Annotated in this window: 11 protein-coding genes; 5 read left to right on the forward strand and 6 right to left on the reverse strand. The window is 64.8% G+C overall.

Going from position 1 to position 8836, the window contains the following annotated elements; all coding sequences use genetic code 11:
* Positions 1-36: 36 nt before the first annotated feature.
* The 3 genes from JHD07_RS19685 to JHD07_RS19695 are packed head-to-tail and all read right to left on the reverse strand — an operon-like array spanning position 37 to position 1121.
* A complete protein-coding gene (locus JHD07_RS19685; protein WP_291624884.1) occupies positions 37-534 on the reverse strand; it encodes a DciA family protein in 498 nt (165 codons plus the stop codon).
* A 10-nt stretch (positions 535-544) separates the two neighbouring features.
* On the reverse strand, positions 545-865 hold the full coding sequence (locus JHD07_RS19690) for a HigA family addiction module antitoxin (protein ID WP_291624886.1): 321 nt from the start codon (positions 863-865) through the stop codon (positions 545-547).
* Positions 840-1121, reverse strand: a complete 282-nt coding sequence (locus JHD07_RS19695) for a type II toxin-antitoxin system RelE/ParE family toxin (RefSeq protein ID WP_291624888.1) — start codon at positions 1119-1121, stop codon at positions 840-842. Before JHD07_RS19695 ends, JHD07_RS19690 begins: the two co-directional genes overlap by 26 nt.
* 82 nt (positions 1122-1203) lie before the next feature.
* On the opposite strand from JHD07_RS19695, the gene mutY reads away from it, so the two are divergent.
* On the forward strand, positions 1204-2313 hold the full coding sequence (gene mutY, locus JHD07_RS19700) for an A/G-specific adenine glycosylase (protein WP_291624890.1): 1110 nt from the start codon (positions 1204-1206) through the stop codon (positions 2311-2313).
* 3 nt (positions 2314-2316) lie between these two features.
* Here the strand turns inward: mutY and JHD07_RS19705 are convergent, their stop codons facing one another.
* Entirely contained in the window at positions 2317-4065 is a 1749-nt protein-coding gene (locus JHD07_RS19705) for a sensor domain-containing diguanylate cyclase (RefSeq protein WP_291624892.1), read from the reverse strand.
* A gap of 251 nt (positions 4066-4316) precedes the next feature.
* Between JHD07_RS19705 and JHD07_RS19710 the strand changes: the two genes are divergently transcribed.
* Positions 4317-4736, forward strand: a complete 420-nt coding sequence (locus JHD07_RS19710; RefSeq protein WP_291624894.1) for a PaaI family thioesterase — start codon at positions 4317-4319, stop codon at positions 4734-4736.
* Positions 4737-4767: 31 nt separating this feature from the next.
* Here the strand turns inward: JHD07_RS19710 and JHD07_RS19715 are convergent, their stop codons facing one another.
* The gene (locus JHD07_RS19715) at positions 4768-6045 is read right to left on the reverse strand and encodes a flavin-dependent oxidoreductase (protein WP_291624897.1); all 1278 of its coding nucleotides are present in this window, start codon (positions 6043-6045) and stop codon (positions 4768-4770) included.
* Positions 6046-6172: 127 nt separating this feature from the next.
* On the opposite strand from JHD07_RS19715, the gene JHD07_RS19720 reads away from it, so the two are divergent.
* Positions 6173-6793: a glutathione S-transferase family protein gene (locus tag JHD07_RS19720; RefSeq protein ID WP_291624899.1), complete on the forward strand. Its 621-nt coding sequence runs from the start codon at positions 6173-6175 to the stop codon at positions 6791-6793.
* 107 nt (positions 6794-6900) lie between these two features.
* Here JHD07_RS19720 and JHD07_RS19725 read toward each other — a convergent pair whose 3' ends face one another.
* Positions 6901-7821 carry a LysR family transcriptional regulator gene (locus JHD07_RS19725; RefSeq protein ID WP_291624907.1) on the reverse strand — a complete coding sequence of 307 codons (921 nt, stop codon included), beginning with the start codon at positions 7819-7821 and terminating at the stop codon, positions 6901-6903.
* A 91-nt stretch (positions 7822-7912) separates the two neighbouring features.
* On the opposite strand from JHD07_RS19725, the gene JHD07_RS19730 reads away from it, so the two are divergent.
* Together JHD07_RS19730 and JHD07_RS19735 are read left to right on the forward strand one after the other, a co-directional pair.
* Positions 7913-8356: a nuclear transport factor 2 family protein gene (locus tag JHD07_RS19730; protein ID WP_291624901.1), complete on the forward strand. Its 444-nt coding sequence runs from the start codon at positions 7913-7915 to the stop codon at positions 8354-8356.
* A 79-nt stretch (positions 8357-8435) separates the two neighbouring features.
* Positions 8436-8570 (forward strand): DUF1127 domain-containing protein, encoded by a 135-nt coding sequence (locus JHD07_RS19735; RefSeq protein WP_291624910.1) that lies wholly within the window; start codon positions 8436-8438, stop codon positions 8568-8570.
* Positions 8571-8836 lie beyond the last annotated feature (266 nt).

Consider the following 8836-nt stretch of genomic DNA (forward strand, 5'->3'; position numbering starts at 1 on the left):
GCGACGGACAGGTCCAGTTTGGCGGCGGAATGAGGCTCAATTTCGCTTGATGGCCGCCCCGAGGCGCGCCAGCGCCGTCTTCAGTTCTTCATCTTCGATGCCGGTCAGGTTCTCGGCCACCTTGGCGACGGCCTTGGGGTCCGGCGGGCCGGGCCGCTTTCGGACTTGGGGCCGCGACAGGGGGGCCTGGCGGAAGGCCAGCTTGCCGACCGCGCTCCAGCCGAAGAAGCGGTTGACCCGCTCCAGGATCACGTCGGCGGAATGCTGGATCTCCAGCGCCATCGGCCCCTCGACCCGCAGCACCAGCGTTGCCGGCTCCTGCGGCTGGCCCTCCACCGGCCGCGGCCATTGCATCTTGAGCGGCTCGGCATGGGCCGCGATCTCGGGCCCCGCAATCTGCGCCCACCGCGTCACCAGCTCGCGCGCCGCAAAGCCCTGCTTGGCATAAGCCTCGGCAAAGACGTCATTGAGCAGGATCCCGAGGGGTTTCGCGCTGATGGGGCCGGGTTTGAAGATGGGACCGGGTTTGGACATGAGGCGTCCGTTATGTCGCGGCACGAGGCCGGATGGCCTTGAGGTCGCGATCGATCTCGCGCCGCCGCTGCATCAGATCATAGTCCATCTGCAGACCCAGGAAAAAGCCCTCCGACAGACCGAAATAGCGGGCGAGCCGCAGGTCAGTGTCGGCGGTAATGTCGCGCTTGCCGAGGACGATCTCGTTGATCCGCCGCGGCGGGACGTGAACGGCCCGCGCCAGCGCGTTCTGGCTCAGCTCCATCGGCTTCAAAAACTCCTCCAGCAGGATCTCGCCGGGATGAGGATTGCGGAGGAACCCGTTCCTAATGGTAGTCGACGATTTCGACATCTCTCGGTCCTCCTTCATCCCACACAAAACAGATGCGCCACTGATCGTTGATCCGGATCGAGTGCTGACCTTCGCGGTCGGCTTTCAGGGCTTCCAGCCGATTGCCCGGAGGAACCCTAAGATCCGCCAACAACCGCGCCTGGTTCAACAGGCGCAGCTTTCGCAAAGCCACATTTTGAATGTCAGGCGGCAGTCTTCGACTTCGCCGACCGGACCAGATCAACTCTGTCTCGGCGTTGGCGAAGCTCTGGATCATGTCTGTGTATAACGCAAGGCGTTATAGCGTGCAACGGTCGGTCGCGCTGGCCACAGGCAGGATCCTCCTCTAGTAAAGGTGCATGCTCTCCCCGACTGCGCGCAAGAAGGAACGGAGTACGGCGTCGTCGGCCCGCCCGCTCGCGCTCCTGCAATGGTACGACCGCCATCGCCGCCGATTGCCCTGGCGCGCCGCGCCGGGCGAGGCGACCGATCCCTACCGCGTCTGGCTGTCCGAGATCATGCTCCAGCAGACCACGGTGAAGGCGGTCGGTCCGTATTTCGAAAAGTTCGTCGCGCGCTGGCCGGATGTGACGGCGCTGGGGCGGGCTTCGCAGGACGACGTGCTGCGGATGTGGGCCGGCCTCGGCTATTACTCGCGCGCGCGAAACCTCCATGCTTGCGCGGTCGCGGTGACGCACGAGCATGACGGCGCGTTTCCCGATACGGAGGAGGGCTTGCGCGCGCTGCCGGGGATCGGGCCCTACACGGCGGCGGCGATCGCCGCGATCGCCTTCGACCGCCGCACCATGCCGGTCGACGGCAACATCGAGCGGGTGGTGTCGCGCCTGTTCGCGGTTGAGGAGGAGCTGCCGCAGGCCAAGCCGCTGATCCAGCAGCTGGCCGCCACGCTGCTTGCCGACACTCGCGCCGGCGACGAGAAGTCTCGCGCCGGCGACAGCGCGCAGGCGCTGATGGATCTGGGCGCCTCGATCTGCACCCCAAAGAAGCCGGCCTGCTCGCTCTGTCCGCTGAACGAGGACTGCACCGCGCGTGCGCAAGGCACCCAGGAGACGTTTCCACGCAAGGCGCCGAAGAAGAGCGGCACGCTCAGGCGCGGCGCCGCCTTCGTGGTCACGCGCGGCGACGAGCTGCTGGTCCGCTCGAGGCCCGAAAAGGGCCTGCTCGGCGGCATGACGGAGGTGCCGGGCTCCGACTGGCTTGCCGGCCAGGACGACGCGGCGGCGAGGCAACAGGCGCCCGAGCTGAAGGGGCTGTCGCGCTGGCAGCGCAAGGTGGGCGTCGTCACCCATGTCTTCACGCATTTCCCGCTCGAACTGGTGGTCTATACCGCGAAGGTCGAGGACCGCACCCGCGCCCCGGCGGGCATGCGATGGGTGCCGATCGCGACTCTGGCGGATGAAGCGCTGCCCAACGTGATGCGCAAGGTCATCGCGCATGCGCTGGACTGAACGTCAGGCGGCGCGCGCGGCGCGTTCGTCGGTCGCCGGCATCAGGAAGGTGCGGTTACGTCCCGTTTTCTTGGCGACATAGAGACCCTGGTCGGCGCGCTCGATGACGTCCTGCACGTCGCGGTCGCTCTCGTCGAACAGCGCGAGCCCGACCGAGACCGTGATCGGGATGACGATATCGCCATGGCGCACCGTCGCGCTCTCGATTGAGGTCCTGATGCGATCGGCGAGCAGCACCGCGGTCTCCTGGTCAATCTCGCGCAGCAGCACTACGAACTCCTCGCCGCCGAAGCGGGCGGCCTTGTCGGTGGTCCGGATCGACTGGCTGACGATCTCGGCGACGCGCTTGATGGCATCGTCGCCGGCGGCGTGACCATGCGTGTCGTTGATCTTCTTGAAGTGATCGATGTCGATCATCAGCGTCGCCATGTTGCGCTTGTAGCGGCGGCAATACGCGACGGCGTCGTCGGCGACGGTCAGGAAGGAGCGGCGGTTCATCAGGCCGGTCATGAAATCTGTGTCGGCCAGCTGGCGCAGCTTGAGCATGTCCTCCTGGAGCTGCATCGCGTTTTCGGTCGCGCGCAGCTCGGCCTCCTTGGTGCGCTCCTCGGCAAGCCCGATGCGGCGCAGCAGCGAGCGCAGCGCGCGTGACAGCTGCACCACTTCCGCCGAGCCGCTCTGTCGCGCAAGCATGGTAAAGCCATGGGCGCGTCCGATGCGATCGGCTTCCTGCGTGATGGCAATGATCGGGGCCGCGATCCGGCGCGAGACCAAAGCAGCCAGCGACAGCGCGATCAGCGCGGTTGCGGCACCGATCGCCAGAATCGCCCACGCCGATGACATTGCCGCCTTGAATGCCACGCTCGCCGGCCGGCTCGCGGTAACGATCCAGTTCAGGCCCTGATAGTCGCGGTGACCCCTGCCGACATGGAACGCCGTCAGCATCTGCTCGCCGTTCTCAATTTCCCTGAATGTGCCGGCGCCGGCTTTCACTATGCCCGCAAGCTCATCCCCGCCATAGCGGATGGTCTCTCTCTGCGGGCCCAGCAGGACCATGCCACCCTTACTGAGAATCGACAACGTCGCGTCGGCGTTTCCATCATTGTCCGCGACGTCCTTGATCAAGGTGCTTGCCCAATCCCAGTTCAGGTGACCCCCGAGCACGCCGAGTAGATTGCCGTTGGTGTCACGTACGGGAACAGCGATATCGACGAAACGGTAGGGCTCCTTATTGGCGCGCTGGGGTAACAGCGAGGACAGAAGCACGGCTTCATGGACGTCGTCGACTGCGACTTTCTCCAGGCCTTGCCTGAACCAGGGACGCGCGGCCACGGACCTGCCTTGCAGCAGGCCGCCAGTGTCCGCTACCACATTGCCGTTTGCATCGGCGAAACCAATCCAGGCAAATTCGGAAAATGAACGCTGGAGGTTCTCCAGCGAATTGCGCAAGGCGGCCGGATCACCCAGCCACTGTCTTTGCACTGGCTGCAGTTCCGCGAACAGCTTCATCTCCTGCTGGCGCGTCGCCATGAAACGATCGAGCCGCCCCGAGGCCGTTGATGCCGTTGCGGTCAGGCTCTTCTCGATGAGCGCGGCGGTGTTTCTGTAACTGATGAGCGCGGCGCCGGCTGCCAGCGTCCCCACGAGCACGATGGACATGGCCGCAACGGCCGCGGCGATCTGCGTCCGTACTGTGAGATGGTCTTCAAACGCATGCAGGCGGTTCGCGGCCTGCTGCAAGAGGGATCGCATGGAAAGGCTCCGGTATCGCCGTCGCTTTTCCCAAGAGGTAATTTCCAACCGCTTACCGCGGGATTGTCCGATTGGATCGTATTGAACCGATCGTGAAATCGCGTGGTTGATGCGTGCTTAACGGCGCGTGGGCCGCAGCGAAGCCACACAATCTTCGATGGTTTCCCCGGAGTTTCGCGATGCGGGATCGAGGCTGCTGACATTAAGCTGTCAGCAGCGTTGCGCTATCAATGCAGGCGACGGGGTTCCACATGGTCAAGACCGCGCTCGACAACTTTCCGAGGCCTCCCTGCGCCGAGCTGCTCGGCTGGCGCCTGCTCGATGCCCGTCCGGAGGAGGGCTGGATCAGGCTCGGCTTCGAGGCCAAGCCGGAATTCTGCAATCCGGCCGGCTTCATCCAGGGCGGCATGCTCTCGGCCATGCTCGACGACACCATGGGCCCGGCGGTGCTGGTGATGAGCGAGGGCCGGCTCTACACCACCACCATCAGCATGACGGTGAACTTCCTCACTCCGGCAAGGCCCGGCCCGATCATTGGTGAAGCAAAGGTGACCCAGCTCGGCAAGACAATCGCCTTCGTCGAGGCCAGGCTGATGGCCGAGGACGGCACGCTGCTGGCGACGGCAAGCGCCAGTGAGCGGCTATTGGATGCGGCGAGGGTGGTCAAGTGAAGCGGGCCCGAGCCGCTTTTGAGCGAGCGCATCACGCCCCTGCCCGCGCGTCCTTGCTCACGATCGGCGGCTTGGCGTTCAGCGCTTCCACCTGGAATCCCGCGACGCGCTTGTAATTGGCAGCGATGTCTTCCAGTTCCTTTTGCGACAGCACGTCGGTGACGACCTTGTACCCGTCGGGTGCGCGTTCCTCGACCAGCTGCATCACCTGCTCGGGGCCGTTCTTGCGGTTGAGCAGGACGAGGTCGGTGGTCGCGGGCCGGCGCTCGGCTTCATAGGCGAGCAGGGCGGCTTGCGTCGGGCCATGCGCGAGAATCTCGCGGGTGATGACACGCGCGTCGAGGATCGCCTGCGAGGCGCCGTTCGACCCGATCGGGTACATCGGGTGCGCGGCATCGCCCATCAGCGTGACCTTGCCGAAGGTCCATTGTGCCACCGGATCGCGGTCGACCAGCGGATATTCGTAAGCATGCGGGCAGGCCTTGATCAGCCCGGGCACGTCGAGCCAGTCGAACGTCCAGCTCTCGAACCAGGGCAAGAACTCTTCCAGCCGCGCAGTGCGGTTATAGTCCTCGCGACGCCACTGATAGGTCGGCGGCATGTGGCGCTCCGCGACCCAGTTGATCTGATGGTTGCCGTTGGCATCCGGTTCTTTCGAGATCGGATAGCAGACGAATTTCAGGATCTCGTGACCGGCCATGATCATGGTGCGGCCGGTGAGGAAGGCTTTCGCCGGCGTGACGCCGCGCCAGAGGATGCGGCCGTTCCAGATCGGCGGGCCTTCATCGGGATGGAGCTTTTCTCGTACAGCGGAATGGATGCCGTCGGCGGCGATCAGGATCGCGCCCTCGTAGGTCCCGGCCGCTTTGCCGGTCGCCTTGTCGATGAAGTTGGCGCGCACGCCGTTTGCGGTCTCGGTCCAGCCGGTCAAATGATGGCTGGTGAGGATGTTATCGCGGCCGAGCCGCTCGACCGCGGTGTCGAGCAGGATCTGCTGGAGGGTGCCGCGATGGATCGAGAATTGCGGCCATTTGTAGCCGGCTTCCAGCCCGCGCGGCTCGCTCCAGATCGGCTTGCCGTGCTTGGAAAAATAGGCGAGCTCGCGCGTCCGCACGCCGCTGGCGTCGAGCTTGTCCAGCAGCCCGAGCTCGATCAGCTCGCGCACCGCATGAGGCAGCACGTTGATGCCGACGCCGAGCGGCTTCAGTGCCGCAACGCTCTCGAACACTTTCACGGGAACGCCGATTCCGTGCAGGCTGAGCGCAAGCGTCAGCCCGCCGATGCCGCCGCCGGCGATGAGTACGGTCATGAGATCCCCCTCCGATTGCAGGCGTCTTGGCACAAGCGGGCAGCGGTGGGCAACTGCGAAGAGACTGCGATGCTATGGACCTGGAGGTCTCCAGCCGTTAACTTCCGGTTTTCCCATGAGGTCCGACATGCTCAAGCTCTACTACGCCACCGGCACCTGCGCGCTCGCCACCTACATCACCCTGGAAGAAGCTGGCGCCGACTACGCGGCCGAACGGCTGAGCTTCAAGGACAATCAGCAGAACAGCCCGGACTATCTCGCCATAAACCCGAAGGGCCGGGTGCCGGCGCTGGTGACCGATCGGGGCGTCCTGACCGAGACGCCGGCGATGCTGGCCTACCTCGCGCAAGTGTTCCCCAAGGCGAAGCTCGCGCCGCTCGACGACCCCTTCGACTTTGCCCAGGTGCAGTCGTTCAACTCCTATCTCTGCTCCACCGTTCACATCAACCACGCCCACAAGATGCGCGGCGCGCGCTGGGCGACGGAAGAGAGCTCGTTCGCCGACATGAAGGCGATGGTCCCGAAGACCATGGCCGCCTGCTTCAAGCTCATCGAGCAAAAGATGTTTCGGGGACCCTGGGTGATGGGCGAGCAGTTCACGATCTGCGATCCCTATCTCTACACGCTCTCGACCTGGCTCGAAGGCGACAGTGTCGACATCAACGCGACGCCAAAGATCGCCGACCACTTCAAGCGCATGTCGGACCGCCCGGCCGTCGCAAAGGTGATGGAAGCTCAGAAGGCGTAAGGGCTCTTGTAGGGTGGGTTAGCTGCGCAGATGCGCAAAGCGCATTTGCGCAGCGTAACCCACCGTGCATCGGCAATCGCAACGAAGTTGGTGGACTACGCCTTCGGCTAATCCACCTTACGACCCCTCTCCAATTCCCGTCCCGTCTCCAGCATCAGCCGCCGCAGCCAGATCGAGCCGGGGTCCATCTGCGCGCGGGTCGGATGGAACATGAACTGCTCGTCGATGCCGGGGTCGAGCGGCGGCGTCACCGTGACGAGGCCGAGCTGCTTCGAGAGCGCGGCGATCAGCCGGCGCGGCACGAAGGCGACGAGGTCGGTGCGGGCGGCGACGTGCAGCGCTTCGAGATAGCCCGACACCACCAGCGAAATGTGCCGCTCGATGCCTTCGGTCCGCAGCCAGGTGTCGATGAGATCCTCCGCATTACCGCGGATGATCACGCCGACATGGCGCGCGGCGAGGAAGGTCTCGCGCCGCTTCAGCTTCGCGGCCATGGGGTGGCCGCGCCGGACCGCCAGCGTATCGCTGTCGGTATAGAGCAATTGCCGGTGAAAGCCCTTGAAGGCGTTGCCGATCGAGATCACGAGGTCGATGGTGCGGGCGAACTCGGCGTGGAAGATCGCAGGCCCTCGCCACGGCACGACGTCGATCCGCACGTTGGGCGCGGCCTTCGTCACCTTCTCCATCAAGGGCGGCATCAGCAGCTCGACCGCCAGGTCCGGCATCATCAGGCGGAATTGCCGCTCGCTGCGTGGGGCGTCGAAATCGTCAGGCACGAACAGTCCGCGCACCTGGTCGAGCGCCTGAGCGAGCGGCGCACGTAAGGCTTGGGCTCGCGGCGTCAACTCCATGCGCGCGCCGGTGCGCACCAGCAGCGGATCGCCGAAGATGTCGCGCAGACGTTGCAGGGCGTGGCTGGTGGCCGGCTGCGACAGCCCGATGCGCATGGCTGCGCGGCTGACATTGGCCTCGCGCAGCAGAGCGTCGAGGGCCGTCAACAGATTGAGGTCGAGCGAATGCAAATTCATCAAGCGAATATATCTCATACTCTCTATCGATTTGAAGAATGCTGATGGCCAGACGATGATCTCCGTATCGCCACTCCACGGAGATGCCGTCATGAGCGCTGCCACCAACAAGAAACTGATGCAGGATATCTTCGCCGCTGCCGCCAATCCCGATCCGGCCGCGCGCGATCGCGCCCTGTTCACCGCAAGCCTTGCCGAGGATGCCAAATGGGTCGTGACCGGCCAGTACTCCTGGTCACGCACCTTTTCCGGCAAGGAGGCGATCCTCAACGACCTCCAAGGCTATGTGCGGACCCGCCTGCGCGACCGCACGCGCACCGTCGCGCACCGCTTCATCGCCGACGGCGACATGGTCGTCGTAGAGGCCAAAGGCGATAACGTCACGCCCGAGGGCGTGCGCTACGACAACGACTATTGCCTGGTGTTTCGTTTCGAGAACGGCAAGATCAAGGAAATCCGCGAGTACTGCGACTCGATCCTGACCGAGAAGGCGCTCGGTCCCTTTCCGGAGGCGTCGGTGAGGACTGCGAGCTGAAGGGAATGGGTGCCTCCGCCGGCCGCTTTCGTCGTGCCGAAAGGGCGAGGGGGTGCGGGTCTGGCGAGCGTTCGTCGAGATGGTCGGCGCGAGGCGCGAAAGGTCCCGCGCCCTTGCGCAACTCGTTGCCATGACCGAGCGGGAACTCCTGGACTGCGGGATGACCCGGGCGGAGATCGCCTACGAGCTGCGAAAGCCCCGGCGGCGGAAATAAAGGGGAGGACGGGCCCGCCGCCCTGGGATCCTGGTGGAACTTTTCAGGGCGGCGGACGTTTCTTTCGCTTCCGGGGCAATTGCGCCCCCGACACCGGGCGCGTCTGGAAATTGCATGCTTGTTGGGGTTTCGAACGTTGCGACACAGGTCAACCCCGGCTTCTCTGGATTTCGTGAGCGATTGAGAGATGCGACTGCGGCTGCGCACCGGGAACTCGATGCCGAGGAAGTGTGCCGCGTGGCGGCCACGGCGGCACGGGGTGTGGA

Source organism: Bradyrhizobium sp. (assembly GCF_016462955.1).
Classification (GTDB): domain Bacteria; phylum Pseudomonadota; class Alphaproteobacteria; order Rhizobiales; family Xanthobacteraceae; genus Bradyrhizobium.

Excerpts from the sequence above, each read along its gene's own strand:
- JHD07_RS19735 (WP_291624910.1), top strand. The coding sequence starts at position 8,436 with ATGGTCGGCGCGAGGCGCGAAAGGTCCCGCGCCCTTGCGCAACTCGTT.
- JHD07_RS19695 (WP_291624888.1), bottom strand. The coding sequence starts at position 1,121 with ATGATCCAGAGCTTCGCCAACGCCGAGACAGAGTTGATCTGGTCCGGT.
- JHD07_RS19710 (WP_291624894.1), top strand. The coding sequence starts at position 4,317 with ATGGTCAAGACCGCGCTCGACAACTTTCCGAGGCCTCCCTGCGCCGAG.
- mutY (WP_291624890.1), top strand. The coding sequence starts at position 1,204 with ATGCTCTCCCCGACTGCGCGCAAGAAGGAACGGAGTACGGCGTCGTCG.
- JHD07_RS19690 (WP_291624886.1), bottom strand. The coding sequence starts at position 865 with ATGTCGAAATCGTCGACTACCATTAGGAACGGGTTCCTCCGCAATCCT.
- JHD07_RS19730 (WP_291624901.1), top strand. The coding sequence starts at position 7,913 with ATGAGCGCTGCCACCAACAAGAAACTGATGCAGGATATCTTCGCCGCT.
- JHD07_RS19715 (WP_291624897.1), bottom strand. The coding sequence starts at position 6,045 with ATGACCGTACTCATCGCCGGCGGCGGCATCGGCGGGCTGACGCTTGCG.
- JHD07_RS19685 (WP_291624884.1), bottom strand. The coding sequence starts at position 534 with ATGTCCAAACCCGGTCCCATCTTCAAACCCGGCCCCATCAGCGCGAAA.
- JHD07_RS19725 (WP_291624907.1), bottom strand. The coding sequence starts at position 7,821 with ATGAATTTGCATTCGCTCGACCTCAATCTGTTGACGGCCCTCGACGCT.
- JHD07_RS19720 (WP_291624899.1), top strand. The coding sequence starts at position 6,173 with ATGCTCAAGCTCTACTACGCCACCGGCACCTGCGCGCTCGCCACCTAC.
- JHD07_RS19705 (WP_291624892.1), bottom strand. The coding sequence starts at position 4,065 with ATGCGATCCCTCTTGCAGCAGGCCGCGAACCGCCTGCATGCGTTTGAA.